This window comes from Citricoccus nitrophenolicus, from assembly GCF_047305825.1.
GTDB lineage: Bacteria > Actinomycetota > Actinomycetes > Actinomycetales > Micrococcaceae > Citricoccus > Citricoccus nitrophenolicus.
In genome coordinates this window covers 1,016,320-1,042,863 of the sequence record NZ_CP063070.1, presented here as the reverse complement: position 1 = coordinate 1,042,863, position 26,544 = coordinate 1,016,320, and the positions used below count along the sequence as shown (strand labels likewise).

Annotated in this window: 26 protein-coding genes; 12 read left to right on the top strand and 14 right to left on the bottom strand. The window is 69.3% G+C overall.

Going from position 1 to position 26,544, the window contains the following annotated elements:
• Positions 1–32: 32 nt before the first annotated feature.
• The 7 genes from IMT31_RS04740 to IMT31_RS04710 all read right to left on the bottom strand — a co-directional run bounded on the left by IMT31_RS04740 (position 33) and on the right by IMT31_RS04710 (position 6,777).
• Positions 33–275, bottom strand: coding sequence for a hypothetical protein (locus tag IMT31_RS04740; protein ID WP_413543958.1), 243 nt, complete (start codon positions 273–275; stop codon positions 33–35).
• Between the two features lie 119 nt (positions 276–394).
• The gene (locus IMT31_RS04735) at positions 395–1,657 is read right to left on the bottom strand and encodes an acyltransferase family protein (protein WP_413543957.1); all 1,263 of its coding nucleotides are present in this window, start codon (positions 1,655–1,657) and stop codon (positions 395–397) included.
• A gap of 101 nt (positions 1,658–1,758) precedes the next feature.
• Positions 1,759–2,568, bottom strand: a complete 810-nt coding sequence (locus tag IMT31_RS04730) for an ABC transporter ATP-binding protein (protein WP_413544368.1) — start codon at positions 2,566–2,568, stop codon at positions 1,759–1,761.
• A 5-nt stretch (positions 2,569–2,573) separates the two neighbouring features.
• Positions 2,574–3,611, bottom strand: coding sequence for a FecCD family ABC transporter permease (locus tag IMT31_RS04725; RefSeq protein ID WP_413544367.1), 1,038 nt, complete (start codon positions 3,609–3,611; stop codon positions 2,574–2,576).
• Positions 3,612–3,682: 71 nt separating this feature from the next.
• Positions 3,683–4,756 carry a FecCD family ABC transporter permease gene (locus tag IMT31_RS04720; protein WP_413543956.1) on the bottom strand — a complete coding sequence of 358 codons (1,074 nt, stop codon included), beginning with the start codon at positions 4,754–4,756 and terminating at the stop codon, positions 3,683–3,685.
• A 10-nt stretch (positions 4,757–4,766) separates the two neighbouring features.
• A complete protein-coding gene (locus tag IMT31_RS04715) occupies positions 4,767–5,825 on the bottom strand; it encodes an iron-siderophore ABC transporter substrate-binding protein (protein WP_413543955.1) in 1,059 nt (352 codons plus the stop codon).
• 148 nt (positions 5,826–5,973) lie between these two features.
• Positions 5,974–6,777 (bottom strand): AraC family transcriptional regulator, encoded by an 804-nt coding sequence (locus IMT31_RS04710; RefSeq protein ID WP_413543954.1) that lies wholly within the window; start codon positions 6,775–6,777, stop codon positions 5,974–5,976.
• A 199-nt stretch (positions 6,778–6,976) separates the two neighbouring features.
• On the opposite strand from IMT31_RS04710, the gene IMT31_RS04705 reads away from it, so the two are divergent.
• The 6 genes from IMT31_RS04705 (at position 6,977) to IMT31_RS04680 (ending at position 13,228) form a co-directional block, all read left to right on the top strand.
• A complete protein-coding gene (locus tag IMT31_RS04705; protein ID WP_413543953.1) occupies positions 6,977–8,215 on the top strand; it encodes a type III polyketide synthase in 1,239 nt (412 codons plus the stop codon).
• Between the two features lie 2 nt (positions 8,216–8,217).
• The gene (locus IMT31_RS04700) at positions 8,218–9,003 is read left to right on the top strand and encodes a methyltransferase domain-containing protein (RefSeq protein WP_413543952.1); all 786 of its coding nucleotides are present in this window, start codon (positions 8,218–8,220) and stop codon (positions 9,001–9,003) included.
• Positions 8,993–10,342: an FAD-dependent oxidoreductase gene (locus IMT31_RS04695; RefSeq protein WP_413543951.1), complete on the top strand. Its 1,350-nt coding sequence runs from the start codon at positions 8,993–8,995 to the stop codon at positions 10,340–10,342. The genes IMT31_RS04700 and IMT31_RS04695 overlap by 11 nt, the downstream gene beginning before the upstream one ends.
• Before the next feature lie 59 nt (positions 10,343–10,401).
• A complete protein-coding gene (locus IMT31_RS04690) occupies positions 10,402–11,151 on the top strand; it encodes a TSUP family transporter (RefSeq protein ID WP_413543950.1) in 750 nt (249 codons plus the stop codon).
• Between the two features lie 504 nt (positions 11,152–11,655).
• On the top strand, positions 11,656–13,014 hold the full coding sequence (gene glmM, locus IMT31_RS04685; RefSeq protein WP_413543949.1) for a phosphoglucosamine mutase: 1,359 nt from the start codon (positions 11,656–11,658) through the stop codon (positions 13,012–13,014).
• 49 nt (positions 13,015–13,063) lie between these two features.
• Entirely contained in the window at positions 13,064–13,228 is a 165-nt protein-coding gene (locus IMT31_RS04680) for a hypothetical protein (protein WP_413543948.1), read from the top strand.
• Positions 13,229–13,324: 96 nt separating this feature from the next.
• On the opposite strand, the gene mscL is transcribed toward IMT31_RS04680, so the two are convergent.
• From mscL to IMT31_RS04665, 3 genes are all read right to left on the bottom strand, one after another.
• Entirely contained in the window at positions 13,325–13,747 is a 423-nt protein-coding gene (gene mscL, locus IMT31_RS04675) for a large conductance mechanosensitive channel protein MscL (RefSeq protein ID WP_345360879.1), read from the bottom strand.
• A 153-nt stretch (positions 13,748–13,900) separates the two neighbouring features.
• Positions 13,901–14,458, bottom strand: a complete 558-nt coding sequence (locus IMT31_RS04670) for a hypothetical protein (protein ID WP_413543947.1) — start codon at positions 14,456–14,458, stop codon at positions 13,901–13,903.
• Between the two features lie 226 nt (positions 14,459–14,684).
• Positions 14,685–15,239, bottom strand: coding sequence for a hypothetical protein (locus IMT31_RS04665; protein WP_345360885.1), 555 nt, complete (start codon positions 15,237–15,239; stop codon positions 14,685–14,687).
• Between the two features lie 261 nt (positions 15,240–15,500).
• Here IMT31_RS04665 and IMT31_RS04660 point away from each other — a divergent pair, with 261 nt between their 5' ends.
• Both IMT31_RS04660 and IMT31_RS04655 read left to right on the top strand, forming a co-directional pair.
• Positions 15,501–16,145 carry a helix-turn-helix domain-containing protein gene (locus tag IMT31_RS04660; RefSeq protein ID WP_413543946.1) on the top strand — a complete coding sequence of 215 codons (645 nt, stop codon included), beginning with the start codon at positions 15,501–15,503 and terminating at the stop codon, positions 16,143–16,145.
• 10 nt (positions 16,146–16,155) lie between these two features.
• On the top strand, positions 16,156–16,896 hold the full coding sequence (locus tag IMT31_RS04655; RefSeq protein ID WP_413543945.1) for a hypothetical protein: 741 nt from the start codon (positions 16,156–16,158) through the stop codon (positions 16,894–16,896).
• 39 nt (positions 16,897–16,935) lie between these two features.
• Here IMT31_RS04655 and IMT31_RS04650 read toward each other — a convergent pair whose 3' ends face one another.
• A complete protein-coding gene (locus IMT31_RS04650) occupies positions 16,936–17,565 on the bottom strand; it encodes a M15 family metallopeptidase (protein ID WP_413543944.1) in 630 nt (209 codons plus the stop codon).
• Between the two features lie 278 nt (positions 17,566–17,843).
• A complete protein-coding gene (coaA, locus tag IMT31_RS04645; protein ID WP_413543943.1) occupies positions 17,844–18,887 on the bottom strand; it encodes a type I pantothenate kinase in 1,044 nt (347 codons plus the stop codon).
• A gap of 190 nt (positions 18,888–19,077) precedes the next feature.
• Between coaA and IMT31_RS04640 the strand changes: the two genes are divergently transcribed.
• From IMT31_RS04640 to IMT31_RS04630, 3 genes are all read left to right on the top strand, one after another.
• Positions 19,078–20,190 (top strand): hypothetical protein, encoded by a 1,113-nt coding sequence (locus tag IMT31_RS04640; protein ID WP_413543942.1) that lies wholly within the window; start codon positions 19,078–19,080, stop codon positions 20,188–20,190.
• A gap of 139 nt (positions 20,191–20,329) precedes the next feature.
• Entirely contained in the window at positions 20,330–21,118 is a 789-nt protein-coding gene (locus IMT31_RS04635; RefSeq protein ID WP_413543941.1) for an SGNH/GDSL hydrolase family protein, read from the top strand.
• Between the two features lie 421 nt (positions 21,119–21,539).
• Positions 21,540–22,052: a hypothetical protein gene (locus IMT31_RS04630; RefSeq protein WP_413543940.1), complete on the top strand. Its 513-nt coding sequence runs from the start codon at positions 21,540–21,542 to the stop codon at positions 22,050–22,052.
• Positions 22,053–22,083: 31 nt separating this feature from the next.
• Here the strand turns inward: IMT31_RS04630 and IMT31_RS04625 are convergent, their stop codons facing one another.
• Together IMT31_RS04625 and IMT31_RS04620 are read right to left on the bottom strand one after the other, a co-directional pair.
• Positions 22,084–22,830 (bottom strand): NAD-dependent epimerase/dehydratase family protein, encoded by a 747-nt coding sequence (locus IMT31_RS04625; RefSeq protein ID WP_413543939.1) that lies wholly within the window; start codon positions 22,828–22,830, stop codon positions 22,084–22,086.
• A gap of 301 nt (positions 22,831–23,131) precedes the next feature.
• Entirely contained in the window at positions 23,132–24,361 is a 1,230-nt protein-coding gene (locus IMT31_RS04620; protein ID WP_413543938.1) for a zinc-dependent alcohol dehydrogenase, read from the bottom strand.
• 93 nt (positions 24,362–24,454) lie between these two features.
• Between IMT31_RS04620 and glmS the strand changes: the two genes are divergently transcribed.
• Positions 24,455–26,326 carry a glutamine--fructose-6-phosphate transaminase (isomerizing) gene (glmS, locus tag IMT31_RS04615; RefSeq protein ID WP_413543937.1) on the top strand — a complete coding sequence of 624 codons (1,872 nt, stop codon included), beginning with the start codon at positions 24,455–24,457 and terminating at the stop codon, positions 26,324–26,326.
• The last annotated feature ends 218 nt before the right edge of the window (positions 26,327–26,544 follow it).

The following is a 26,544-nucleotide window of genomic DNA, read 5'->3' as shown; positions in this document are numbered from 1 at the left end:
TCTTCGACTTCAAGCGTGAGCGCCGAGGCGGATCAGTAGGAGTACGAGGCCAACGCCGAGAAGAAGGCGATCATGATGAAGACGAACCAGATCAGGCCCAGGACGCCGAACACCGTGCCGATCCAGCCCAGGATCCTGCCGGCGGTGGCGGCGGAGCCCAGCCGCTCGGCCTTGCTGGCCTGCACGAGGGCCAACGGTCCGAACACGATCCCGAAGAAGAACAGGCCGATGATGCCGAACACCAGGGAGAGCTGGGACGCCTTGTCCGCCTCCACCTGCTGCGGAGAGTTGGTGACATAGGCCGGTTGACCCTGCGCCTAGCCACCCTGTGGGTAGCCACCCTGCTGGTAGCCACCCTGCGGGGCGCCATAGGGGTTCTGCCCCGGGTTCTCGGTCATGTGGTTCCTCCTGTTGGATGGGTCGCGCTCAACTGGACGGCGCTGGACTGCGTCAGGCTCGGCTGGCTGCGCTCTGAAGATAACCCAGCGCGCCCCGTGTCACCGGTGATCGCGCGCCGGACGGCGGCGGGTGGCTCCAACAGCGGCCGCAGGGCTGGCACCGCCCGTGAGGCGCGCCCCACCAGGAGCCCTGCCGCGATCGCCAGCGCCGAGACACCCCAGACGGTCCACCAGGCCCACGGCACGGCCAGCAGCGGGTTTCCGGCCGTGCCGCCCGCCAGGTACAGCGCGCAGCACGCGGCCACCACCACGGTGGTGTGGGACAGGTACACCTCCAGGGTGTGACGGCCCAGGTACGCCAAGCCGCGTGCCACCGTTGGAATCCACTGCAGGGTCACGGCCAGGGCCACCCCGCCGAGCACTCCGCAGACCTGGCCGAGGAACTCCGCCCCGATCACCCCGCGGTGCCCGTCCAGCACGTCCAGCCACACGAAGACCACGAACCACCCGGCCGCCGCGGCAGCCCACACGGTCCTCGGGACCCGCAGGACGACGTCGCGCACCAGGGAGCTGCCGCGCGCCGCGGCGATGAAGAAGATGAAGTAGGCCGGCGCCTTGTTGAATCCGGTGCCCAGCAGATGACGCATCTCGCCGGGCTCCCATCCGGCGAAGCCCTGCCAGAGGACCCCGGACCAGAGGACGGATACGGCGGCGGCACCCAGCAGGAGCACGCCCGTGGGGACGCGCCGCAACAGCCGGCCGGCCAGGAAGAACGCTATCAGGGCCCACAGGAACCACAGCTCGGCGTTGGCGCGGAGCGGGGACCACGCCCACGTGGCGAGCTGCTGTGGCAGGGCGGTCTCCACCATGCCCGGCAGCAGGTCGCCGCCGATGATCCGGTAGGCGATGATCGGGATCTGCCAGAGCAGGAAGACCCACAGCAGCAACGCCAGCTTGCTCCCCAGCAGTTCCCGCCAGCTGCTGCGCAACCACTTGGTGGCGAAGAGGCCGGCCATGGCGAAGAACAGCGGCATGCGCAGGTCCTCGAACGCCAGGTTCAGGGTGCTGAAGGCCTCGATCCGCGGCATCTCGGCCTGGCGGAGCCACAGGCTCGTGTGCAGGAGGACCACCAGGACGATGGAGAGGCCACGGGCGGTGTCGACCCACTGGGCCCGGGCGGCGGTTGGGGTGACCCGCGGGGTGCCGGGCCGGACCCGGGACGCGGCGCCGGGCCAAGAGGGGAGGACGGTGCGGGGCATGGGGGCTCTTCAGCTGGGGGCAGCGGACTGGGTCCCAGCGGTGGATGCCAGTGACCAAGATAACGCCCCAGCGTACCCCGAGCCGGTGCTGAGGCCGGGACCTAGCCCGCCATCCCGCCGTGGTGCCGTCCCACCGGGACCACCAGGGGGCCGCCGGACACCGGATCCCTGATGATCTGGCTCCGTAGTCCGAAGACGTCCTGCACGCACTGCTCTGTCAGAACGGCGTCGGCCGGCCCGGACGCGTAGACCCGCCCGCCCTCCAGCGCCACGAGTCGGTCGGAGTATCGGGCGGCGAGGTTGAGATCGTGCAGCACCATCACGATGGTGGTGCCCCGGTCCCGGTTGAGGTCCGCGAGCAGGTCCAGCACCTCGATCTGGTGGCTGACGTCCAGGAACGTGGTGGGCTCGTCCAGCAGCAGCACGTCGGTGCCCTGGGCCAGCACCATGGCGATCCACACCCGCTGGCGCTGGCCGCCGGAGAGCTCGTCCACGGGGCGCTCGGCCAGCTCGGCGGTCTGGGTGGCGTCCAGGGCCTCAGCCACGGCGGCGTCGTCCTCCCTGGACCAGGCCCGGAACATCCGCTGGTGCGGGTGCCGGCCGCGGCCCACCAGGTCCGCCACGGTGATGCCGTCCGGGCTCAGGGGGGACTGCGGCAGCAGGCCCATCACCCGGGCGAGTCTCTTGGCGGGCATCGAATGCACCGAGGCCCCGTCCAGCAGCACCTGACCGGCAGTGGGGGTGAGCAGCCGGGACAGGGACCGCAGCAGGGTCGACTTGCCGCAGGCGTTGGCCCCGACGATCGAGGTCACCGTCCCCGGCTCGATCTCCAGCTCCAGCCCGGCCAGCACGCTGCGCTCGCCGTAACCGACGGCCAACCCCTCTGTCCGCAGTTCGTGGGTGCTGGTCAACGTCGTCAAGAGGTACCTCCGGTGCGGTGTTGGCGGACGATCAGGTACAGCAGGAAGGGCGCCCCGAGCACGCCGGTCACCACGCCCACGGGGTAGCGGGTGCCGATGGCGAACTGGCCCACCACGTCGGCCACGAGCACCAGCAGCGTCCCCACCAGGGCGGACGGCACCAGCAGGGAACCGTTCGGGCCCAGCAGCCGGGCCGCGATGGGACCGGACAGGAAGGCGACGAACGCGATCGGGCCGCAGGCCGCCGTCGCGAAGGCCACGAGGCCCACGGCGGCGATCACCGCCACCAGCCGCGTGCGGTTGACCCGGACGCCGAGCCCGGCGGCGGTGTCATCACCCAGGGTGAGGGACTCCAGGTTCACGGACTGACCCAGCAACACGGGCGCGAGGACCGCGAGGGCCACCAGCGTGGGCAGCACCTGTTCCCAGCCCGCGCCGTTGAGCGAGCCCGTCAGCCACCGCAGTGCCTCCTGCAGGTCCCAGGATCCGGCGCGGGAGAGCAGGTAGTTGGTGAGGGAGGTGAGGATCGCCGCGATCCCGATGCCCACGAGGATCAGTCGGGTGCCGGCGACTCCGCCCTTCGAGGAAAGCAGGTAGATCAGCAGGGCCACGCCCAGGCCGGCGGTAATGGCGAAGGCGGAGCGGGCGGGGCCGTCGATCCCGAGCACGATGATCGCGAACGCCGCCGCGGCCGAGGCGCCCGAGGAGATGCCGATGATGTCCGGGCTGGCCAGCGGGTTGCGCAGCATGGTCTGGAACGTCACGCCGCCCAACCCGAAGCAGGCGCCGGCCACCACGGCGAGCACCGCGCGCGGCAGCCGCAGCGTGCCCACGGTGAACGTGGCCCCGTCCACGTCCTGACCGATCACCACCCCGAGCACCTCGGCGGGGGAGTAGAAGGTGCGCCCGATCATCAGGGACACGGCGAAGACCGCCACCACGAGCACGCCCAGGATGCCGACCACCAGTGTGCGACGCCGGCGCCGCCGGTGCCGTGCGCCGGTCACCTTCGCGTGGGTGCCGGTGCGAGGCAGGGTGCTGGTGGGGGTGCCGGTGGGAGCGCCGGTGGGAGTGCCGGCTGGTTCGAAGCGCGTGAGGGCCGTGGTCACAGTTCGCGGACCTTCCGCTGGCGGACGATGTGGATGAAGAAGGGGGCACCGATCAGGGCGGTGAGGATGCCGACGTCGATCTCGTCAGGGCGGGCGACGATCCGGCCGAGCACGTCCGAGGCGAGCAGCAGGCCCGCTCCGGCGACGGCCGAGTAGGGCAGGAGCCAGCGGTGGTCCGGCCCGGCGAGCAGTCGGCAGGCGTGCGGGACCACGAGGCCGACGAAGCCGATGGGCCCGGCCACGGCGGTGGCGGCGCCGGCCAACAGCACGGAGGACAGGGCGGCCAGTCCGCGGGCGAGCATGACGCGTTCGCCCAGGCCGGCGGCGAGGTCGTCGCCCAGGGCCAGGGAGTTCAGGCTGCGGGCGCTCACCAGGGCCAGCAGCAGTCCGACCCCCAGGAAGGGGGCCACGAGAGCGATCGATTCCCAGGCCGCGCCGCCGACCCCGCCGATCTGCCAGGACCGGATGTTCGCGGAGATGTCCCCGCGGGGCAGGGCCACAGCGGTGATGAAGGAGGTGGCCACGGCGGTCAGGGCTGCCCCGGCCAGGGCCAGCTTGAGTGGGGAGGCCTGGCCGCGTCCCGCGGAGGCGATGGCGTAGACCAGCACGGCGGTCACGGCGGCGCCGAGGATGGCCATCCAGATCATCTGGTGTGCGGCGAACATCCCGAACCACGCCATGCCGACCACCACGGCCAGCGAGGCGCCCATGTTGATGCCGAGGATGCCCGGATCGGCCAGTGGATTGCGGGTCACCCCCTGCATCACGGCGCCGGCCACGCCCAGCGCGGCTCCCACCGCCAGAGCCAGCACGGTGCGGGGGATGCGTTTCACGACGGCGGCCTGGTCCAGTCCCTCGGACGGCTCGCCGAGCGATCCCAGTATCTCCAGGATCGCGGGCAGGCCCACGGTGCGGGAGCCGATGGCGACGGAGGCCGCGCAGAGCAGTGCCAGCACCACGAGCCCGGCCCCGAGCCAGGCCAGGCGGTGCCGCTGCCCCCTGCGCAGGGCAGGGGGCAGTCCGGCGGTGGCGGCGGGTGCGGCGGTGGCTGCGGTGGCGGTGGCGGTCACTCGGACAGGGTCACTTTGACGCGGCGGCGGCCTCGGCCAGCAGATCCGCGTAGTCCTCGAGGACGTAGGGCAGGGCCAGTGGCGTCGGGTTGGAGGCGGTGCCGAGCGGGCCGGTGCCGTCCAAGGCCACGATGGCCCCGTTCTCCACGGCCGGCATCTGGGAGAGCAGCGGGTCTGCCTCCAGGGTGTCCACCAGGGACTGGTCGCCATAGGTGACGATCACCTCGACGTCGTCGAACTGGTCCACCTGTTCGGCGGAGACGGAGCCGGAGAACTGGTCGGTCTCGTCCGTGACCTGCTGGACGGACTCGGCCACGATCATGCCGAGGTCCTCGAAGAACATGGTCCGGGTGTCATGGCCCGTGTAGAAGTTCACCGTGGACAGGTCTGCGGTGTCCACGTGGGTGAGGAACATCGCGGAGGTGTCCTCGAGCTCGGGGTGTTCGGCGGCGGTCTCGGCGATCTGGCCCTCGAGGTCCTCGATCAGCGCATCCCCCTCGGCCTCCAGGCCCATGCCCTGCGAGTTCAGCCGGATCATGTCCCGCCAGTCGGTGCCCCAGGCGGTCTCCAGGAAGGCGATCACGGGGGCGATCTCGGAGAGGGTGTCATAGTCCTGCTGGGTCAGGCCCGAGTAGGCGGCGAGGATGACGTCCGGGTCGGTGTCCGCGACGGCCTCGAAGTCGATTCCGTCCGTCTCGTCGAACAGCACGGGGGTCTCGGCGTCGAGCTCGGCGAGCTCGTCCTCCACCCAGGGCAGCACGCCGTTGCCGTCGTCGTCCCCGAAGTTGGCGGCCGCCATGCCGACCGGGACCACGCCCAGGGCCAGCGGCACCTCGTGGTTGGCCCAGTTGACGGTGGCCACCCGTTCGGGCTTCGACTCGAGGGTGGTGGTGCCGAAGGCGTGCTCCACCTCGATAGGAAACTGCTCACCGGAGGCGGCGGCCTCGGAGGAACCGGAGGAGCCGGAGGAATCCGCGGCAGGGGCGGCTGTGCCGGACCCGCATGCGGAGAGGGCGAGGACCAGGCCGACGGCGGCAACCGAGGCGGCGAAGGGGCGGGAGGTGCGCACGATGATGACTCCACTCTGATGAGACGGGCTGAGATCGTGGCTCCGGCATCGGGCCACTATCAGGTAAGGCTTGCCTAAATAATGTAGACAGACGTGCGCTAATGAGCAATCCCGATGAACCGCCGGGTTCCGTCGCGTTTCGGACAGATCAGCTGCGCAGCGTGCTCGGCGTGGTGCCCGTCAGCTTGCGGAAGGCAGCGCCGAACGCGCTGGGACTGCGGTAGCCCATGGCCTCGGCGATGTCCTCGAGCGATTCGCCGTCCGCCAGCAGGGTGGTGGCCCGCTGCACCCGCACCGAGCCGACCCAGCGGGCGAATCCCAAACCGGTCTCCGCCCGGAACGCCCGCGTGATGGTGCGCTCGCTGACCCCGAGGTGCTGCGACCAGTCGCCCAGCGTCCGGGCATCGGCGGGGTCGGCCACCACGGCCGCCACGATCGGTTGGAGGAGCCGGGCAGTCGGCTCGTGGACGAGGAACTGGTGCGGGGCCGGGGCGAGGACGTCCAACACCATGGTCTCGGTCAGACGGCGTGACTGCTCGCTCAGCCCCTGCTCGCCCAGCCGCAGCAGCAGTTCCCGCAGCAGCACGGTGACCCGGAGGGAGACCGGTTCCGTGGGCAGGGGCCGGGCCGCCTCACCGGCCACCTCGAGGGAGAAGTACGTGGCCCGGTACACGGTCCCCGCAGGGGCCTCGGCGGAGTGCACGGTCCCGGCAGGAAGCCAGAGGCCGATTCTCGGGGTGACCGTCCAGGTCCGCGGGCCGGCGCGCAGGGTGGAGGGGCCGGCGTCGTTCCAGAGCAGTTCATGCACCGTGTGCGAGTGGTCCGGCCACCGGGTGATGGTGTCGAGCGACTCCGCGATGCCCACGCTGGTGAAGTCCACCGGCACGGATCCGGCCGGCTGCAGCGGCATCCGCCGGTAGGGGCCGGTGGGCGCGGGGGAGGTCGCGGGCACGGCGACGAGACTACGCCGTGCCCGGTCCGACGCCTCGCCAGTGAAGCCCATCCCATGGGTCACGAGCACCTCACCCACGGCCGGGCGCAAAGTGACGAGACCACGTCACTTCGGTGGGGGTGATGTCACTTTGCGCTGGGGGAGGGCGGGTGGAGGGCGAAGGGTTGTGTGCGGGTGAGGGACCCACACACCATGGGGCATGACCGCCCTGCTGAGGTCCCTGCACACCGCCGTCCCGCCCACCGTGCTGCACCAGGAACGGGTCCGCGACGCGCTCGCGGCCCAGCCCGGCCTCACCCGGCTCGGCCAGCGGCTGGTCACCGCGGCGTTCAACGCCTCGGGGATCGAGCGCCGGCACTCCGTGGTGCGGGAGTGGGAATCGGAGGGGAGCGACGCCGGCCGGTCGGCTCCCAGCGCCGGGTCTGGTTCCGGCCTGTTCTTCGAGCCGGACACCGGCCACATCCTCAACCCGAGCACGGGTGCCCGCAATGCGGTCTACACCGAGCACGCGGGTGATCTCTACGAGGAGGCGGCCGCCGGGGCACTGGCCGATTGCCCTGACCTCTCCCGGGAGGACATCTCCCACGTCATCACGGTCTCCTGCACGGGCTTCTTCTCCCCGGGGCCCGACTACCAGCTGGTCCGCCGGCTCGGCCTGCAGGCCACCACGAAGCGCATGCACCTCGGGTTCATGGGCTGCTACGCCGCCCTCCCGGCTCTGCGCGAGGCCGCGGCGATCTGCGAGGCGGACCCGGCCGCCGTGGTGCTGGTGGTCAGCGTCGAGCTGTGCTCGGTGCACGTGCGCGTGGCCAATGACCAGGACACCATTGTGGGCGCCTCCCTGTTCTCGGACGGGGCCGGGGCTGCGGTGGTGACCGGCGCGGAACGGCCGAGGCCCCCGGTGCCAGCCGCGGGGGCCCCTGCCCGGCCCGCGCTGCGGCTGGACGGCTTCGCCACGGTGCTGACCCCGGTGGGGGAGGACGCGATGGCGTGGAACATCGGCGACCACGGTTTCGAGATGATCCTGGGCACCTATGTCCCGCACATCATCGACGACCACATCACCGGTGCGCTCGAGCCCCTGTTCGCGGCCGACCGCGCCTCGGATCGAGCCTCCCAGCCGCCGCTGGCCTCGCGGCCCCCCGCCGAGCTCGAGCACTGGGCCATCCACCCGGGAGGGCGCAGCATCCTGGACAGGGTGCAGGCCCGCCTCGGGCTGAGCGACGCCCAACTCGTCCCCGCCCGGGACACCCTCCGGGACTACGGCAACATGTCCAGCGCCACCGTGCTCTTCGTACTGCAGCAGATCCTCGAGGGGGCCGGCGCAGCCGGTGCCAACGGTGCCAACGGTGCCGGCAGTGACGGCGAGCGCGTCTGTGCCATGGCCTTCGGTCCCGGGCTGACGGTGGAATCGGCGCTGATGACAGTGGTCTCCTGACCGTGCCCGGCCGCGCGCCCCGCCTCGTCTCCCGCCTCGTCCCCGACCTCTCCGTGCGTCGGCCGGAGACGCCGGAGCAGATGGACCGGCCGGACTGCGATCTGGACGCCCTGCACCGCACCTACCGCGGCTTCGCCCTGGTCAATCCGGTGGTCGCCGGCTGGGAACTGACCTACCGATCGTTGATCCGCCCGCTGCTGGCGATCGGCGGGGACACGGACGCGGAGACGGGCGGAGAGACGGGCGCGGAGGGGGGCCGGGCCGCCAGCATCCTGGACATCGGCTCCGGCGGCGGGGACGTGGCGCGGATGCTGGCGCGGCGGGCCCGGCGGGACGGCCTCAGCGTGCACGTCACGGCCCTGGAGCCCGACGCGCGGGCCCACACCTGGGCGTCAGGCCGCCGGCGGGTGCCGGGCGTGGAGTTCCGGCGGGGCACCAGCGGCGACCTGGTCCGCGAGGGCCGACGCTTCGACCTGGTGCTCTCGAACCACCTGCTGCATCACCTGGACCCCGGTGAGCTGGACGGCGTGCTGGCCGACTCCGAGGCGCTCGCCGCCCGGCGGTCCATCCACTCGGACATCCGCCGCAGCCCGGTGGCCTACGGGCTGTTCTCCGCCGGCGCCGGGTTGGCCACCCCGCTGTTCCCGGGCTCCTTCATCCGCGCAGACGGTCTCGCCTCGATCCGCCGCAGCTACCGCCCGGCCGAGCTCGCCGCGGCGCTCCGGCCCGGCTGGCACGTGCAGACGCAGCCGCCATGGCGGAACCTGGCGGTGTGGAATGCACGCTGATGTGCTGATCGTGGGCGGCGGCCCGGTGGGGCTGTTCCTGGCCGGGCTGCTGGTGGACCGCGGCGTGGACGCGGTGGTGCTGGAACGCAGCGGGGCGCCGCGGGCGCAGTCACGGGCCATCGGCCTGCACCCGCCCGCCCTGGATGCGCTCGCCACCCTCGGGCTGGACGGGGTCGCCCTGGCAGAGGGCACTGTGGTGCGCCGCGGGATCGGCTATGGGGACGGCCGGCTCCTGGGCGCGATCACCTTCGACCGCGCCCATCCCCGGTTCCCCTTCGTGCTGACCCTGCCGCAGGCCCGCACCGAGGCGCTGCTCACCGCGCACCTGGAGCGGGTGGCTCCCGGGACCCTGCGCCGCGGCGTGGAGGTGGTGGGGATGGAAGACCCCGGGCCCTGCGACGGCCGTTCCGTCCGCGTGTCGGTGCGGTCCGCGGGGTCACCCGTGGGGGAGGCGGAGGGATGGTCGGCCTCAGTGGTGGTCGGCGCGGACGGGGCGCACAGCACAGTGCGCCGGCTGGCCGGGATCGGCGTGGACCGGCGCGAGTGGGGCGACAGCTACCTGATGGGGGACTTCGCAGAAGAGTCCGAGGCCGAAGGCGCCGAGCCGACCGCCGTGATCCACCTGCATCGGCACGGCGTGGTGGAGTCCTTCCCGCTGCCGGGAGGCCAGCGGCGCTGGGTGGTGCACACCGGGCAGCGGCGGCGCCCGGAGCACGCGCAGGAGCTGGTCGGGATGCTGCGGGAGCGCTGGCCGCCGGGCGGCTCCAGTGCGCCCGGTGATCCCGGTGATCCCGGTGATCCCGGCGGGGCTGGTGCGCCTGATGGGTCTGGCCCGCCCGGAGTGCCGGGCCTGCCGGACCCGGCCTCCGCCACCATGGTCAGCGCCTTCACCGTCTACCGGCAACTGTCCCGCCGGATGATCGCGGGACGGACGGTGCTGATCGGGGACGCCGCCCACGCCATCAGCCCCTTCGGCGGCCAGGGGATGACCCTGGGGTGGCTGGACGCGTTGGCCCTCGCGCCTCTACTGGCCGAAGAGATGGCCGAAGCGCTGCCCGGCGCGCTGACCGGGGAAGGGGCCGGGCCGGCGTCGGGCACGGGACTGCGCAAGGGGCTGGACCAGCCGGCCTTCCGGGAGTTCGAACGGCAGCGGAAGCGGGCCGCGCTCATGGCCGCCCGAACGGCCGAGGCGAACATGCTGCTCGGCCGGCCCCTGCCGGTCGCAGCGCTCGCGGTCCGGGACCTCGCCGCCCGTGCGGTCCTCGCCACGCCGCTGCGGCACGCGCTGGCACGGCAGTACACCATGAATCTGGCCTCCAGACCGGCGCGCGGGACCTGACCGCCACTGACCCGCCTCACCTCGGTCCGTCCGGCGGCGCCATGGTGCACAGTGGGGGTGTGACTCTGGGAATCGTTCTCGCTGCCGTGGCAGCCATCCTGGTCGGATCCACGTTGCAGCGTCTCTCCGGGACCGGCGTGGGACTGGTGGTCGCCCCCGTGCTGGCGATGCTCATGGGCCCTGCGCTCGGGGTGTTCGTGACCAACTCGACCACCGTGGTCTCCGGGTTCCTCATCATGCTATCCGTGTTCCGGGACGTGGACTGGAAGCGCTATCTCATCTTCCTGCCCATGGCCCTGCTGGGCGCCGTTCCAGCGGCATTCCTGGTCCGTGAGCTCCCGGCCGCCTGGCTGAACATCGTCCTCGGCTCAGTGGTGCTCGTGGCCCTGGTGCTGACCTTCGCCACTCCGCGCGTCCCCCACGTCCGGAATCACACCCTGACCGCCGCTGCCGGAGCGGTGGGTGGATTCCTGAACACCAGCGCGGGGGTCGCGGCCCCCGCCATGGTCATGTACTCCCGATTCGCCCGCTGGGACCAACGCTCCTTCGCGGCCACCATGCAGCCCACCTTCATGACCATGGGGATCTTCTCGGTGGCCACCAAGCTGCTGGTCGGCGCCACGGCCGTGGGTCAGTTGCCGCCGTGGTGGCTGTTCCCGATCATCGTGGTCACGGTGGTGGTGGGCATCCGGGTGGGGGCGTGGCTGGCGTCCCGGGTGTCCCTGGATGCCGCCCGCATGGTCGCCATCACCCTCGCCGGTGTGGGTGGGGCGGTGGCCGTGGTCCGTGGCGTGGTGATGCTGGTCTGAGGGGTCAACCTGCACCACAGTGGAGGTTTCCGTTGCTCTGGTCTGGCCATTTCGGCAGAAGGCTAACGCGTCCGCCTCGGTTCCTACTGTGGAACTCATCCGGCAAACCCGCCGGATGGCATCTCACAGAGGACTGAAGACGGCAGTTCCGCCAGAACTCAGGTGTGGGTCTGACGAGGGCCCCGGTTCTAGCAGGGGTGGTGGCTGTGCACTGCCTCCAGACTTGAGCGACCGTGTGGAAATGGAGCTTCGTCGCGGTGGTATCGAGTCCGCGAAGCGACGGGGTCACGTTCTCGTCAGAGCGTAAAAAGCGAGAACGAGCGGAATATGGAGTGGTCTCCGTACCAGTCACCGAGGCCACTCCTCTATTCATGAGGGCCCCGACAGTTCCACGTTGACATGATCGTTCAACCGGGTTGCGCAACGGTGACTAACTCCCATGTCAGCTCCGTCGGCCGCGCCGCAGGCCGAAAAACCCCGCGTAGAGGCATAGAATCCACCGTGATGAGCAGATTATTCGGAACCGACGGCGTCCGTGGCCTGGCCAATGGGATCCTGACCGTCGAACTGTCGATCCAGTTGGCCCAGTCCGCTGCGGTGGTGTTGGGACACCAGGAGACCCCTGGGCGCCGCCCGGTGGCCGTGGTGGCCCGTGACCCCCGCATCAGCGGTGAGTTCATCATCGCCGCCGTCTCGGCAGGGCTGGCCAGCGCGGGCGTTGACGTCTATGACGCCGGCGTGCTGCCCACCCCGGCCGCCGCCTTCCTGGTGGATGACCTGGACGCGGACTTCGGCGTGATGATCTCCGCCTCCCACAATCCGGCCCCGGACAACGGCATCAAGTTCCTGGCCCGCGGCGGCGAGAAGCTCACGGACGAGCAGGAAGACGCCATCCAGGCCCAGATGGACCAGGAGCCCTTCCGGCCCACCGGGGCGGACGTGGGCCGCGTCCAGCGCTTCGCGGACGCCGAGGACCGGTACGTGCTGCACCTGCTCCAGACCCTGCCGCACCGCCTCGACGGACTGAAGGTGGTCCTCGACTGCGCCCACGGCGCCGCCGCCGGGTGCTCGCCGGAGGTCTTCAAGGCCGCCGGGGCCGACGTCGTGGTCATCGGCGCGGATCCGGACGGGCTGAACATCAATGACGGCTACGGCTCCACCCACCTGGAGAAGCTCCAGGCCGCGGTGGCGGAACACGGGGCGGACTTCGGGATAGCCCATGACGGGGACGCGGACCGCTGCCTGGCCGTGGACGCCACCGGCACCGTGGTGGACGGGGACCAGATCATGGGGATCCTCGCCGTGGCCCTGAAGGGCTCCGGCCGGCTCAAGGATGACACCCTCGTGGTCACCGTGATGAGCAATCTCGGCCTGAAGCTGGCCATGCAGCGCGAGGGCGTGCGCCTGGTGGAGACCAAGGTGGGGGACCGGTACGTGCTGGCCGGCATGAAGCACGGCAGCTACTCCCTCGGCGGTGAGCAGTCCGGCCACGTGATCTTCTCCGACCACGCCACCACCGGTGACGGCGTGCTGACGGGCCTGCAGCTCGGTGCCCACATGGCCGCCACCGGCCAGTCCCTGGCTGAGCTCGCCGCCGTGATGGAGCGGTTGCCGCAGGTGCTGATCAACGTCAAGGACGTGGACCGCGGCCGCGCCAGCGAGGACGCCGAGGTCCAGGCCGCGGTGTCGGATGCCGAGGCCCGGCTGGGCAAGACCGGCCGGGTGCTGCTGCGCCCCTCCGGCACCGAGCCCGTGGTCCGCGTGATGGTGGAGGCCGCGGACGAGGCGCAGGCCCGCCGAGAGGCCGAGGAGCTGGCCGCCGTGGTCAAGCGCGAGCTCTCCCTGGCCGCCGAGCCGGCCTGAGCGGTCCGTGACGGTGGGGGACCGGGAGCCGGAACCGGAGCTTGAGTACGTGGCCGGGGAGACACCCGGGGGGCCGACGCCGGCCCGCCAGTGGGTGGTCTTCCTGGTCTCACTGCTCATCACCGGAGCGCTGATCCTGTTGGTCCTCTTCGCGATCGAGCTGCCGGACTGTGAGGCCCCGCCGAACTCATGGGCACCCTGCATCGGTCCCTGAGGGCTGGTCAGCACACAACGCACACGGCGCGGCTCCCCGGGTGGGGAACCGCGCCGTGGTGATGGGTTGGGATGGGTGGGTGGGTGGCGGAGCCGGTCAGGCTTCCGTGCGCGGAGGCACTGCGCCGCCACGCTGGGTGGAGAGCAGATCGCGGATCTCGGTCAGGAGCACCACGTCGTCAGACACCTCAACGGCGTCCGGATCGATGCCGAGCTTGCGGTTGCGGCGTTCGATCATCTTGTTCATGGGCATGACCACCACGAAGTAGATGGCGGCCGCGATGATCAGGAAGTTGACGAGCGCGGTGAGGAGGACGCCGAACTTGATGTCATTGCCGTTGATCGTCAACAGCAGGAACGAGTCGAAGTTCGGAGATCCGACCAGCGCGGAGATGAGGGGCATGAGCACCGCATCCACGAGGGCGGTGACAACGGTGGCGAAAGCGGCACCGATAACGACGGCAACGGCGAGATCGACGACGTTGCCCTTCATGATGAATTCCTTGAAACCTGTGAGCATGGCTTGAGAATAAGCGCACGCAGGGTCATCGTGGAGACAACTGGAGTGACGACACGCCGAATGCTTGGTAAAATCCCCGCTCCGGTGTCGCGTGGCCCACAGCGGCAGGGCCCGACCGGCACCATTGGCCAGCGGGCCCGTCCGCACCGCATCTCACCACCGGTGCGCCACGTCCACCACCAGCCGGGACCCGTTGCCCGGTCCATCCAGGGTGAACACCCGGTACGGAAGGCGTGCCCGCACCCCCAAGCCGATCATCGTCTGGCCCTCGAAACTGCCCGTGAACGCCACCTGCTCGAAGGTGCGGTGACTATCCACGTTCACCGCCCGGTTCCAGTTCGGCGGGTCGTAGCTGGGCTGGTGGGAGAGCGTGTGGGCCGGGGCCCGGACCATCACCTGCAGGTCGGCTCCGCCGGCCAACGGCACCTCGCGTCCGGAACCCTGCTGGTGGACCCGCGTGACGTAGCGGACGTCATACCCCGCCACCTTGCCCTTCAGGTCCACGACCATCCGGTCGAAGCAGGCATGACCACCGGTCCGGACGTCCGTGATCCGGCCGTTGCTATAGGCGGGGCGCGTCTTGGAGACCGAGCCCCACGCGTTCCCGCAGTAGGCGGCCGCGGCTGCCGGTGGTGGGGCCGCCACCCCCAGCCCGGTGGCCAGACTCAGGGCCAGGGTGGCGGTGGTGAGGGCGGCGAGCGACTTGTCCATGTGAGTGCCTTTCGAGACGGTGCCGGTCACGGGGATCCCTGCGGGGGAATCGCGATCCTCGTGGTGGCAGTCTGCGGAGGGCACCACGGCGAAGTACAGAACGAACCGGTCGCCTTATGGTCACGGTTGGTAGGCGTTTCGAGCCGCCGGGCGGCATCCGGCCACAGATCGGTTGCCGCCCAGCTGCCGCCCAGCTGCCGCCCGGCGCCTTCAAGGACGCCGATCGTCACCAGGAGTGCGCCACGTCCACCACCAGCCGGGATCCGCTCCCGGGCCCATCGAGCACGAACACCCGGAACGGCAGCCGCGCCCGCACCCCGAGCCCGAAGGTGGTCTGCCCCTCGAAGCTGCCGGCATAGGCGACCTGCCGGAAGGTCCGGTAGCCGGTGACGTTCTTGGCGTTGTTCCAGCTGACGGGGGCGTAGGTGGCCTGACCGGAGGAGTTGTACGCGGGGGACTTCACGGTGATCCGGATGTCCCCGGCTCCCCAGAGCGGCACGTACTGGCCCGATCCCTCCCGATGCACGGAGGTGTAGCGGACGTCGTAGCCCTTCACGTCTCCGCGGAGGTCCACCACCATCCGGTCGTAGCAGGTGTGGCGTCCGGTGCGGACCCCGGTCACCTGCGCGCTGGTCATGGTGGCGTTGGATTTGGCCAGGGAGCCCCAGTAGATGCCGCAGTAGGGGGCAGCGGCGGCAGGTGGTGGGGCGGCGGCGCTCAGGCCGGTGGCCAGGCCGATGGCCAGGGCGAAGGTCCCTGCGGCGGCGAGTGGCTTTCTCATGACGGTGCCTTCCACTGGTGGTCCGGCGCCGTGCCGGAGCCGACTAGCAGAAGTGTGCCCCCGCGCCGTGCAAACGGACAGCACGAAACGGCTCTGTTCCGGTTGCGTTCGGACCGTCAACCAGAGCCCGACGCCGGCCCCGGCCACACCGCGGTCACGGCACCTTCGGCGGTGGTCTACTTCTCCTTGCGGATGCCCTTGAAGCTAGGACTAGCTCAGCAAGCTATTCCATATAAGTTCCGCTATCGGTATGATTATGGAATGCAGTTGACGGTATCTGAGTACGCGCACCGATCTGGCCTGTCCGAACGGCGTGTACGGCAGTTGGTCAAGGACGGGGAACTGGCCGCAAGCCGTGCCGGACGGATATGGATCATCGAAACGCCCGGCTCAATGCCGAGGCGTCTTCCCGGCCGGCCAATGTCCGCCCAGAACGCGCTCCTGCTGGCCAGATGGTTGGAAGGCCTTGATGTGGACGCCCAGCGAAGCCACCGATTCCGCGGAATCGCATCGAGGCTCTCCGCGGAAGATCACCCCGAACTACTCCTGGCGTCCCTGCTCGCGCGCCGTGCTCGGCGCAAGGTCTATGCGGTCCAAGACGGAGACTTGCCTGAGTTGCGTGAAGACTCACGAATGAAGCTGTCAGGGGTGTCCCATGAACAGTCCGGGCTTCTGGCGGCGCGCGAAGTTGAAGGGTATGTCTCACCGGACGACCTGGAATCAGTAGTGCGTGACTACCTGATGGTGGAGACCCCTGTGGGGAAGGGCAGCGTCTTGCTTCATGTCGCGGAGCTGAATGGGCCGGTTCCTCCGCTCTTCGTGGCGGCCGATCTGTCCGAACGTGGCGGCGTCCGGGAACTACAGGCATCCCGCGAGATCATCCGCGAGCAGGTGGGTCGTGATTAGACTCCCGGAAATGCCTCCAGCACAGGAATCCGCCTGGCACGCGCTGTTCGAGATCCACGAGGTCTATCCGAGCTACTGGACACTGGTCGGCGGTCAAGCCGTGTACCTGCGCGCCATCGAGCGCGACGCCCCCTACGTCCGCCCGACCACCGACGCAGACACCGGGCTGGATGTACGCCTCAACCCAAACGCGTTGAGGGAGTTCACCCAATCGCTTGTTGACCTCGGATTCACGTCAGCAGGAAGGTCGCCGGCCGGGCACGAACACCGGTGGGTTCGTGGTTCTGCGACGGTCGACGTCCTCATTCCGAGATTCACGGGTGAGCGACTCGAGTCTCGTACAGGAGTGACTGGCGGGACCACCATCGCGGCTCCAGGACTGGAACAAGCCCTGCGCAAGTCGGAAACCGTCCAAGTTCAGGCCGGCGAGGTGGTGGGCTCGTTGAACTTGACCAGCTTCCTGGGGATCCTGATCGGAAAGGGGGCCGCCCTCCGCATCCTCATCGACTCCAACCGGGACAGGCATCTGACAGACGCCCTGATCTTGGCCACCCGATTGCGAGCGTCCGACATCCGGGGAACCGAATTCAACCCAGCAGAGAAGGCGCACCTGGCCAACCTCACAGGACATCTGGCCGCCGCGAAGAACCGTAGCATCGTGGAATCCATCGAAGGCGGCCCCGAAGCGTTGGCCCGTCTCCGGTTGATCGCCGGCGCCTGGAGTCCGACGGACCCGAATGACCGGCACTAGCCTGATTCGGATGCGGCCAGCAATGCTCACGCGTCCACGTCAGTACCCCGGCGCCGCCCCGAGGCCCCAGGCGGTCTCCAGCACCCCACCAGAACGCACGACGTCGGCAGCCTCCTGGGTGCCCAGGTACCGCAGGTGCCAGGGCTCGGGGGAGTACCCCGTGGTGTCCTCGGCGCCGTCCGGATAACGGATGATCCATCCGTGCTCGGCGGCGTGCTCCGCCACCCAGGCGCCCTCGGGGGTCTCTCCGAAGCACTGCTCCAGGGCGCAGGTTCCATCCGCGGCACCCACGTCCATGGCCAGGCCGGTCTGGTGTTCCGAGTAGCCGGGCCGCGCCGAGATGCGGTCTGCCTCGGCCTGGCCGTACTTCTCCACCCATCCGGCGTAGGTGCCCTGCTGGTACCCGTAGGAGCGGTAGGCGCTGACCAGGCTCAGGTCCACCCCGTCTGCGGCCGCCGCGGCGAACAGCTCCTCGGCCGCGCCGGCGGCCTCCTGGCGCAGCTCCAAACCGGTGCGTTGCGACGGCACGTCCGGCACGCTCAGATCCTCCGGCGCGTAGTCGGCCGGCTCCAAGGGGTGCTGCTTGTTGACCAGCACGTGGATGGAGGCAGGGTCGGTGTGGTCGAGGTCCGGCTCCGGCTCCGAGGACGGCGAGGCGGGGCTGGACATGACGGGCGGCGAGAACGACGTAGACGAGGAGGAAGTAGAGGAAGTAGAGGAAGAGGAAGAGGAAGAGGGATCGGCGGTGGCGTGGTCGGAGGGGGAGCCGGCCGGCGGTTCGGCCGTGGCACAACCCGTCAGGGTCAACGTCACCGCCCCGAGCATCGCGCCGGCCCTCAGGCACAAAGTGACGAGACCCCGTCCCCTGGGTGGGGGTGATGTCACTTTGCGTTGGGGGGACGGGGTGGAGAGTTGGGGGGATGGGGTGGAGAGGGGGAGGGGCATGGTCAGACCTTCCGCAGGAGCACGCGCGTCACCGCATGGCCGGCGTCCTTGGTCATCACCAGCTTGGCGCGGCCACGGGTGGGCAGCACGTTCTGGATGAGGTTGGGGCCGTTGATGCGGTCCCAGATGTCTGAGGAGGTCTCGGTGGCCTCGGCGTCGGAGAGCTTGGAGTAGCGGTGGAAGTAGCTCTTCGGGTCTGCGAAGGCCCCGGAGCGCAGCCGCATGAACCGCTCGGTGTACCACTGCTTGATGGCGGTGGTCTTGGCGTCCACGTAGATCGAGTAGTCGAAGAAGTCGGAGACGCTCAACCCGGCGGTGCCGTCCGAGCGGATCCGCGGCGGGGCGAGCACGTTGAGGCCCTCGATGATCAGCACGTCCGGGCGGTGCACCACCACCTCCTCGTGCGGGAGGATGTCATAGGTGAGGTGGGAGTACATGGGGGCCCGGACCTCCGGGGCACCCGACTTGACGTCGGCGACGAACCGCATGAGCCGGCGTCGGTCATAGGACTCCGGGAATCCCTTGCGCTGCATGAGGCCCCGGCGTTCCAGCTCGGCGTTGGGGTACAGGAAGCCATCCGTGGTGATGAGCTCCACCCGCGGGGTGTTGGGCCAGCGGCGCAACATCTCCTGGAGCACGCGGGCGGTGGTGGATTTGCCCACGGCCACAGAGCCGGCCACGCCGATCACGAAGGGGGTGCGCCGGGTGGACTCGCCGAGGAACTCATTGGAGGCCCGGCGCAGGTGGGCGGCGGCGTCCACGTTGATGCTCAGCAGCCGGGACAGGGGCAGGTAGACCTCGGCCACCTCGCGCAGGGAGAGCTGTTCGCCGATGCCCCGCAGCCGCTCGATGTCTGACTGGTCGAAGGGCTGTTCCATCTCATTGGCCAGCCGGGCCCAGGTGTCCCGCTCGAGCTCCACGAAGGGGGAATAGTGGTTCTCACTGGTGTCCGGTTCAGGCGGAGAACCGGCCCAGGTGATGGGCCCGGCGGCGGTGACAGGCGTGGCCTGGGGGAGTCCGGTGCCGGGTGCGGCGGGTCGAGTCACCCGTCCATTATCCATGCGGTTCGGTACACACTGTGACGCCGGCCTCGTGGGTGCCGGGCGATTTCCCCAGCTGGAACGCACCGGCTCTGGACCCCGGGCACCGCGCGGGCGTTGAATTGACCCAGCACCAGGGTGGCCCGCGATGTCGGCCAACGGGGTCGGCAGGGCCCTACCCGGAGGAGGCCTTCTGATGGAACACCGGGACGGCGTGCCCGCACGCCACGAGATCGCGGCGATCAAGCCGGTCAAGGAGCACGCCGAGGACGAGCTGTTGGGGCGGCCCGGCGTCGTGGGCGTGGACCTGGGGGAGAAGGTGCGGGGTGGCCGGGGTACCGGCGAGCCCAGCATCCTCATCTTCGTCACCCGGAAGAAGCCAGAGGCGGAGCTGGCCTCGGACGAGCTCATCCCGGCGGAGATCGAGGGGGTCCCCACCGATGTGCAGGAGATGGTGATCGAGCTCCAGTCGGCCCGGCAGCGCGTGGAGGAGGGGCGCCAGGTGGACGGCTCCCGGTACCCGGTGCTGGCCGGAGGCATCAGCATGGGCCCGTCCCGTGCCGTGTCCCTGGCGCCTCCGGACGTGGCGGAGGAGGGCGAGTACACGTTCGTCGGGACGCTCGGGGCGTTGGTTCGGGACCGGGGCTCGGGCGCGGTCATGGCCATGACCAACTTCCACGTGGCCTGCGTGGACGATCAGTGGAGCGCGGGGGACCGCATGGTCCAGCCCGGCCGGCCCGACGGCGGCGACCCGGCCGCCGATGAGTTCGGCACCCTGACGAGGGCGCAGCTGACCGAGAACACCGACGGCGCCGTGGTGACCCTCGACGAGGGACGGCAGTGGTCCGCCGAGGTCACCGGGGTCGGCAGCGTGACCGGCATCGCGGAGGCTGCCCCGGGGTTGGAGGTCCAGAAGCGGGGCCGGACCACGGAGCACACCGCCGGAACCGTGGCCTCCACGGAGGCCTCGCTCAGCCTCGACTACGGCGACGGCCTGGGCAGCCGGACGTTCCGGCGGCAGGTGCGCATCACCACTGACGCGGAGCGGTCCGAGCGCTTCTCCGACGGCGGGGACTCCGGCTCGGTGGTCCTGGACGCGGACCGCCGGGTGGTGGGTCTGCTGTTCGCCGGTTCCACGGACGGCAGCACGACCTTCGCGAATCCCATTGCCGCCGTGTTGGAGGAACTGGATGTCGAGGTTCAGGTGGGTCAGCCCGCCGAGGAACCGGAGGTGCCCCCGGCCGCCGGTACCGGAGGGTGCACCGTGGCCGTCACCATCGGGACGGTGAACATCACGGTGAACCATTGAGCGTGCCATGCACCCGGTAGGATCTGCCCCTGTGAGAGACAAACGAGGAACCTCCCGGCCGAAAACCCCTCAGAGTCCGGCATCAAAGCTGCAGTGGACGGCGCTCATCGTGCTGGTTCTGGCCGTCGTCGCTCTACTCATGGTTCTCTTCACTCAGCAACGGGCCTACCGTGCGGATGCCGAGTCCGCGCGGGACGCGGGGGCGTCCCAGGAGGCCCCCGCGGGTTCGGGCGAGGCCTCTCCGAGCCCCTCGGCCACGGAGGCGGTGGAGGAGGCGCCGGCTGATCCGGTGGAGGCCGCCACCGCGGCCGCGCGGGACGTGGTCAACGGCAGCGAGGACGCGGTGATCAACGTGCTCGGAGACTCCACCTCCAACACCAGCAGCGAGTGGGTCTACCGCTGGGCGGCGGAGCTCGGCGCCGAAGTGTCTGTCAGCGTGCACACCTGGAACCCGGAGTCCGGCACCTGGTTCCCGGAGACCCGCGATTTCGGTGAGGGTGAGCGGACCGTCACCATCTGGAACGCCTCCGCCAACGAGGGCAATCCCGGTTTCCCGCTGGAGTTGGACGGCATGATCGAGCCCGAGGCTGACCTGACGATCCTCAACTACGGCCACTGGGGCGCCCCGGAGGCGGTGGCCTCCTCCTTGGACGAGCTGCTCGGGAGTTTGGATGCCGGCGGTGAGGGCACCGCCCCCGTGGTGCTGACCGCCCAGAACCCGGCGCTGCCCACCTGGATCGGCTACGCCGATACCAACCGGGATGCCATGCGCGCCGCCGCCGAGGAGCGCCAGCTGCCGGTGATCGATGTGTTCGCCGCCTTCGAGGAGGCCGGGGACTGGGAATCCCTGCTGGTGGACGAGGTCAACCCGAACGACGCCGGCCAGCAGCTCTGGGCGGACACCGTCACCGCATTCTTCGCGGCCTGACGTCACAAGCGCGTCATGGAGGCGCGCTGTGCCAGTCCTTGATGGGTGCAGTTCTCGCTGGAATTCCCCACCGCCCCGCAGATCTTGCGCCGCCCCGCGGCTCACTCGCAGTCATCTCGTAGGCAATCATCGAAAACCCTGTGAATTGCCTGTGTACCTTTGACAAGGGGATGTTTTTGGCGCAGGACTTTGCCCACAGACCGAAACACAGAGTGAGAGCCCTCGCGGCGGGCGCCGTGACGGCTGCCGTCATCGCAGCCCCGGTGAGCGCGGCCCAGGCCGCACCGTCACATGATTCGGAGGCGATGGCCAGGGGCATCGATTCCTCGCTCGTCTCGGTTTAGTCGAACCCCCCCACTACGCACCTACGCGTCCGGCCACCCCTTGCCATGGGGGTGGCCGAACGCGTATGTAGAGGAGCATGGATTCTCCCGATGGCACCCTGAACCGCGGCGAACTGCAGGACTATCTGAATCACCACCTCCTCGGCTCCAAGAGTGGAGTCCGCCTGTTCCAGGCCGCCGCGAGCTCGTGGAACGGCACTCAGTATGAGGAGGAGTTCCTGGAGCTCGCCCGGCAGGTCAGCGAGGAGCAGGATGAGCTGAAGGCTCTGATCGAGAGGTTGGACCTGCGTCAGTCTGTGGTGGAGAACGCCTTGGGTCTCGCCGCTGAGACGGCCGGCCGGCTCAACCCGGTGAACATCAGCCGCTCGAAGTCCGAGGGGATGACTCAGGTGGAGATGGACGTCCTCCAGAGCGCCTTGCAGGGCAAGGCCGGTATGTACGCCGTGCTGGCCAAGCTGGCGGAGCGCTTTCCCGGAGCCGGCCTGGACGGCCAGCGGATGAGGGATCTCTACCAGCAGGCGCAAGACCAACAGGCCAGGGTGCGCCGCATCAGCGAGGAAACGATGGACACCCGGTTCCTGGCCTCCTGAGCTCCTGAGTTCTATCCCCCCCCGCCGGCCACTATTCGAGCGGAGAACTCGGGCGGTGGCCGGCGTTGCCGAGACCCTCGGCACCGTCGAAGCCGTCCAGCAGTGCCCGGAGCGCCTGCTGAGAACTGACGGTCTCGGTCCAGCCGGTCGTCTCCCGCAGTCTCGTGGTGTCCATGATTGGGGCGGTGGCCGCCATGTCCACCCAGCCGGGGTCTGTCGGCTGCAGACGGGCCGCGTAGGTGGCGGCTGCCAGGCCCTTGAACACCGGCACCGGCAACTCCAGGTACCGGTGGGAACCGAGCAGTTGACCGAGAGTCTGGGCGTCCAACACCGGCTCTGCGGCCACGTTGAACGCGCCGCCCGACTGCTGGCGGACCACCTGCCAGTAGGCCTCCGCGATGTCCGCCGCCGCAACGGCCTGGAACCGGATGCCCCTCGGGAATGGCAGCACCGGCAGACGTCCCACGGCCAGCAACCACGTCAACAGCCGGGCCGGGACCAGATCGCCGAGGAAGTAGTCCTTGATCTCCGGTGCCGGCACCGCCCCGAAGATCAGCCCCGGCCGCAACCGGGTGACCAGGGTCCCGGGGTTCTCCGCCTCGAAGGCATCCAGCAGGTCCTCCACCTCGGCCTTCTGTGCCCCGTAATGCGAGGTCGGTGTGCCGGTGGTGGGGTGGGATTCGTCCACGGGGACGGTCTTGGAACCCTTGCCGTAGGCACCGATCGATGAGGCGTACACCAGGTGCGGGACGCTGGCGTGGGCTACGGCCTGGAACACCGTGCGATGGCCCTCCACGTTGACCGCCCGCAGGAACCTCCCGGTCCCGGTTGGGCCGGATCACCCAGACCAGGTCCACCACCGCGTCCGCGCCGCGCATCGCCTGCTCCAGGCGAGGGCCGGCGTCGTGATCCGTGACATCCACTCGGTGCCATTCCACGCCCTCGAAGGGCGGGCCGGGACGGTCCGGCCCGGGACACCCCGACGATGGAATCCACCTCGCCGGAGGCCCGGGCGGCCTGCAGCCGGTGCAGCAGGGCGGTGCCCACGTTGCCGGTGGCCCCGAGGACCACCACGCGCATCAGATCTCCCCTTCGGGCGGCACCACGGGAACCGTGGAGGTGACGGGTGCGATCTCGGGCTTGAGGATGACCTTGATGCAGCCGTCCTCCTTCTTCTGGAACGTCTCGTACATCTCCGGCGCGCGGTCCAATGGCACCCGATGGGTGGCCAGGTCCAAGGTGCCGAGCGGGTCGGAGGGGTCATCCACGAGGGGCATGAGGTCATCGATCCAGTGCTTCACGTTGCACTGGCCCATGGTCAGGGTGATCTGCTTGTCGAACACGGTGAGCATCGGCATCGGATCGGCCATCCCGCCGTAGACGCCGGACAAGGAGATGGTCCCGCCGCGTCTGACAGCCTCAATGGCCGTGTGCAAGGCGGCCAGCCGGTCCACCCCCGCGGACTGCATCGCCTTCCTGCCCAGGGCGTCAGGCAGAAGCCCGACGGCGGCGTGGGCGGCTCCGGCGGCCGGGGAACCGTGCGCTTCCATTCCGACGGCGTCCAGCACGGCGTCCGGGCCGCGCCCGTCCGTGGCCAGCCGCAGACGCTCGGCCACGTGCTCGTCCTGGTCAATGGTCTCAATGCCGTGGCGCTCGGCCATGCCCCGGCGTTCGGCCACCGGATCCACGCCGATCACCCGGTAGCCGAGATGCCGGCCGATCCTGGCCGCGAACTGGCCGACCGGACCCAGACCGAGGACGGCGAGTGAGCCGCCGTTCGGCACCTGGGCGTACTGCACTCCCTGCCATGCGGTGGGCAGGATGTCTGAGAGGTAGAGCCACTGTTCGTCCTCACCGGAATGCGGGACCTTGATGGGGCCGTAGTCGGCGTGCGGGACTCGCAAGTACTCGGCCTGACCACCGGGTACGGAGCCGTAGAGCCGGGAGTACCCCAGCAGGGCCGCCCCGGAGCCCTGCTCTGTGACCTGGGTGGTCTCGCACTGGGACTGCAGCCCGCGCTGGCACATCCAGCAGTGTCCGCAGGAGATATTGAAGGGGATGACCACGCGGTCGCCGGGGGAGAGGTTGGTCACTGCGGAGCCGACCTCCTCGACGATGCCCATGGGCTCGTGGCCGATCACGTCATCCTTGTCCATGAAGGGGCCCAGGACCTCGTAGAGATGCAGGTCCGAACCACAGATGGCGGTGGAGGTGATGCGGACAATGGCGTCCGTGGGCGCCTGGATCACCGGATCCGGCACGTTCTCGATGCTGACGTTGCGCTTGCCTTGCCACGTGAGTGCCTTCATGCCCGCCACCGTATGGGGGCTGGGCAGGTGTGTGAACCCCTTGGGCGTGGCCGATGCACGGCACCACCCGCCCGGCGGGATAACCTAGTCCCCATGTGTGGAATCGTCGGCTACATTGGCCAGCCCTCTCAGTTGAACCAGCACTCGTCCCTGGACGTGCTCATGGAAGGCCTCAAGCGCCTCGAATACCGCGGATATGACTCTGCGGGAGTCGCCGTGGTGGCCAACGGCGCCGTGGAGCACCGCAAGAAGGCCGGCAAGCTCGCCAATCTCACCACGGAGCTGGAAGAGCGCCCGGTACCGGTGGCGTCGGTGGGCATCGGTCACACCCGGTGGGCCACACACGGTGGCCCCACGGACCTGAACGCCCACCCCCACCTGGCTGACGGTGATCAGCTGTCCGTGATCCACAACGGCATCATCGAGAACTTCGCCGAGCTGAAGAAGGAACTGCTGGCCAACGGCGTCACGTTCCGTTCTGAGACGGATACCGAGGTGGCCGCCGCGCTCCTCGGACACATCTACCGCCACGAGGCAGAGCAGGACCTCACCAAGGCCATGCAGTTGACCAGCCAGCGCCTCGAAGGTGCCTTCACGCTACTGGCCGTCCACGCCGACCATCCGGACCGCGTGGTCGCCTCCCGCAAGAACTCCCCGCTGGTCGTCGGTCTGGGGGAGGGCGAGAACTTCCTCGGTTCAGACGTCTCCGGCTTCATCGACTTCACCCGCCGGGCCGTGGAGCTCGAGCAGGACCAGGTGGTCACGATCACCGCGGACGCTGTGGAGATCACCGATTTCTTTGGCAACCCAGCCCAGGGCAAGGAATTCACCGTCGACTGGGATGCCGCCGCTGCTGAGAAGGGTGGCTTCGCCACGTTCATGGAGAAGGAGATCTACGATCAGCCTCAGGCAGTGGCTGACACGCTCTTGGGCCGCAGCGACGCTGAGGGCAATCTCATCCTCGATGAACTGCGCATCAGTGAGGACGAGCTGAAGTCGATCCGCAAGATCATCGTCCTGGCCTGTGGCACCTCGTCCTACGCCGGCATGGTGGCCAAGTACGCCATTGAGCGCTGGTGCCGGATTCCTGTGGAGGTGGAGCTCTCCCATGAGTTCCGCTACCGGGACCCCATCATCGACGCCAACACCCTCGTGGTGTCCATCTCCCAGTCCGGCGAGACCATGGACACGCTGATGGCCGTGCGATACGCCAAGGAACAGGGCGCCCGCACGGTGTCCATCTGCAACACCAACGGCTCCACCATCCCTCGCGAATCGGACGCCGTGCTCTACACCCACGCCGGCCCCGAGATCGCCGTGGCCTCCACGAAGGCGTTCCTGGCTCAGATCACCGCCGCCTACCTGCTCGGCCTCTACATGGCCCAACTGACCAAGAAGCTGTACAGCCAGGAGATCAAGGACATTCTGGCGGACCTCGCGGAGATCCCGGCCAAGGTCCAGCAGATCCTGGACAATGCCAGTCAGATCAAGGACCTGGCCCGAGCCATGGCAGAGGCTTCCTCCGTGCTTTTCCTCGGCCGCAACGTGGGCTACCCGGTGGCCCTCGAGGGCGCGCTCAAGCTCAAGGAGCTGGCCTACATCCACGCCGAGGGATTCGCCGCCGGCGAGCTCAAGCACGGCCCCATCGCCCTCATCGACGAGGGGCAGCCGGTCTTCGTGGTGGTGCCCTCCCCGATGGACCGCCACTCACTGCACGCCAAGGTGGTCTCCAACATCCAGGAGGTCCGGGCCCGCGGCGCCAAGACCATCGTGGTGGCCGAGGCCGGAGACGAGACCGTCAAGGAGTACGCCGAGCAGGTCTTCTACGTGCCGGAAACCCAGCCGATGCTCATGCCGCTGCTGACTACCGTTCCCTTGCAGATCTTCGCCTGCGAGTTGGCCACCGCCAAGGGGTATGACGTGGACCAGCCGCGAAACCTGGCGAAGTCCGTGACGGTGGAGTAAATCAGTTCATAGCCCGGGTGTGACGTGGGAGTTTATCCGCCGTTCATCCGGTATTGGCCACGCTATCAAGTACTGTCCCCCTGAAGAACCTGGCCCCATCGAAACAGTGCGATCTTCCTGTTTCGGACTAAAGGCCGTGACGTAGTATCTGTGTGGCATTCTGTCGTCCCCGGAGGGGTCTTCGGCAGACCAGTGGCATTGGCGAGCCAAAAGGGCTC

Excerpts from the sequence above, each read along its gene's own strand:
- IMT31_RS04695 (WP_413543951.1), top strand. The coding sequence starts at position 8,993 with ATGCACGCTGATGTGCTGATCGTGGGCGGCGGCCCGGTGGGGCTGTTC.
- IMT31_RS04705 (WP_413543953.1), top strand. The coding sequence starts at position 6,977 with ATGACCGCCCTGCTGAGGTCCCTGCACACCGCCGTCCCGCCCACCGTG.
- IMT31_RS04640 (WP_413543942.1), top strand. The coding sequence starts at position 19,078 with ATGGAACACCGGGACGGCGTGCCCGCACGCCACGAGATCGCGGCGATC.
- IMT31_RS04620 (WP_413543938.1), bottom strand. The coding sequence starts at position 24,361 with ATGAAGGCACTCACGTGGCAAGGCAAGCGCAACGTCAGCATCGAGAAC.
- IMT31_RS04660 (WP_413543946.1), top strand. The coding sequence starts at position 15,501 with ATGCAGTTGACGGTATCTGAGTACGCGCACCGATCTGGCCTGTCCGAA.
- IMT31_RS04670 (WP_413543947.1), bottom strand. The coding sequence starts at position 14,458 with ATGGACAAGTCGCTCGCCGCCCTCACCACCGCCACCCTGGCCCTGAGT.
- mscL (WP_345360879.1), bottom strand. The coding sequence starts at position 13,747 with ATGCTCACAGGTTTCAAGGAATTCATCATGAAGGGCAACGTCGTCGAT.
- IMT31_RS04735 (WP_413543957.1), bottom strand. The coding sequence starts at position 1,657 with ATGCCCCGCACCGTCCTCCCCTCTTGGCCCGGCGCCGCGTCCCGGGTC.
- IMT31_RS04650 (WP_413543944.1), bottom strand. The coding sequence starts at position 17,565 with ATGTCCAGCCCCGCCTCGCCGTCCTCGGAGCCGGAGCCGGACCTCGAC.
- glmM (WP_413543949.1), top strand. The coding sequence starts at position 11,656 with ATGAGCAGATTATTCGGAACCGACGGCGTCCGTGGCCTGGCCAATGGG.
- IMT31_RS04665 (WP_345360885.1), bottom strand. The coding sequence starts at position 15,239 with ATGAGAAAGCCACTCGCCGCCGCAGGGACCTTCGCCCTGGCCATCGGC.
- IMT31_RS04630 (WP_413543940.1), top strand. The coding sequence starts at position 21,540 with ATGGATTCTCCCGATGGCACCCTGAACCGCGGCGAACTGCAGGACTAT.
- glmS (WP_413543937.1), top strand. The coding sequence starts at position 24,455 with ATGTGTGGAATCGTCGGCTACATTGGCCAGCCCTCTCAGTTGAACCAG.
- IMT31_RS04635 (WP_413543941.1), top strand. The coding sequence starts at position 20,330 with ATGGTTCTCTTCACTCAGCAACGGGCCTACCGTGCGGATGCCGAGTCC.
- IMT31_RS04655 (WP_413543945.1), top strand. The coding sequence starts at position 16,156 with ATGCCTCCAGCACAGGAATCCGCCTGGCACGCGCTGTTCGAGATCCAC.